Here is a 1,133-nt window from a genome sequence, read left to right as displayed (position 1 = left end):
CGACGTGTACCCGGGCGTCGAGCGCGAGGACGAGATGGCCGCCGCCTTCGACTACTGCCTGCACGGCAGGGGCGGTGCGGCGCCTTCCATCGACACCGCCATGCACGGTCTGGTGGGGGCTGCGCACGTCGACCATCTGCACCCCGACTCCGGGATCGCGCTGGCCTGCGCCGCGGACGGGGAGAAACTGACGGCCGAGTGCTTCGGGGACGCGGTGGTCTGGGTGCCCTGGCGCCGCCCCGGCTTCCAGCTCGGCCTGGACATCGCGGCCGTCAAGGAGGCCAACCCGCAGGCCATCGGGTGTGTCCTCGGCGGACACGGGATCACCGCCTGGGGTGCCACGTCAAAGGAGTGCGAGCGCAACTCGCTGCACATCATCCGCACCGCGGAGGCGTTCCTGGCGGAGCGGGGCAAGGCCGAGCCGTTCGGCCCGGTGATCGAGGGGTACGCCGCTCCGGGGGCCGCGGAGCGGCGTGCGCGCGCGGCGGCCCTCGCGCCGTACGTCCGGGCCGTCGCCTGCCAGGACAAGCCGCAGGTGGGGCACTTCACCGACGCGGACGTGGTGCTGGACTTCCTGGCCCGCGCCGAGCACCCGCGCCTGGCCGGGCTGGGCACCTCGTGCCCGGACCACTTCCTGCGCACCAAGGTGCGCCCGCTCGTGCTGGACCTGCCGCCCGCCGCCCCGCTGGAGGAGGCGATCGCGCGGCTGAAGGATCTGCACGCCGCCTACCGCGAGGAGTACGCCGCCTACTACCGGCGGCACGCGGCTGGCGACTCCCCCGCGATGCGCGGCGCCGACCCGGCGATCGTGCTGGTCCCGGGTGTCGGCATGTTCTCCTTCGGCAAGGACAAGCAGACCGCGCGTGTGGCGGGTGAGTTCTACGTCAACGCCATCAACGTGATGCGCGGCGCGGAAGCGGTCTCCACGTACGCGCCGATCGGGGAGTCGGAGAAGTTCCGCATCGAGTACTGGGCGCTGGAGGAGGCCAAGCTCCGGCGGATGCCCGGGCCGAAGCCGCTGGCCACCCGCGTCGCCCTGGTCACGGGCGCGGGCAGCGGGATCGGAAAGGCCATCGCCGAACGGCTGGTCGGCGAGGGGGCGTGTGTCGTCGTCGCCGATCTGAACGGCGACA

At 73.0% G+C, this 1,133-nt stretch carries 1 protein-coding gene; it reads left to right on the top strand.

Going from position 1 to position 1,133, the window contains the following annotated elements; genetic code table 11:
- Positions 1 to 1,133, top strand: a 1,133-nt coding sequence (gene rhaD / locus ACIRPX_RS45970) for a bifunctional rhamnulose-1-phosphate aldolase/short-chain dehydrogenase (RefSeq protein ID WP_404206144.1), incomplete at both ends; no start/stop codon positions are given.

The sequence above is a fragment of the Streptomyces sp. NPDC101225 genome (genome assembly GCF_044767585.1).
In the GTDB taxonomy this organism is placed as follows: Bacteria; Actinomycetota; Actinomycetes; order Streptomycetales; family Streptomycetaceae; genus Streptomyces.
This window is presented reverse-complemented; position numbering and strand designations above follow the sequence as displayed.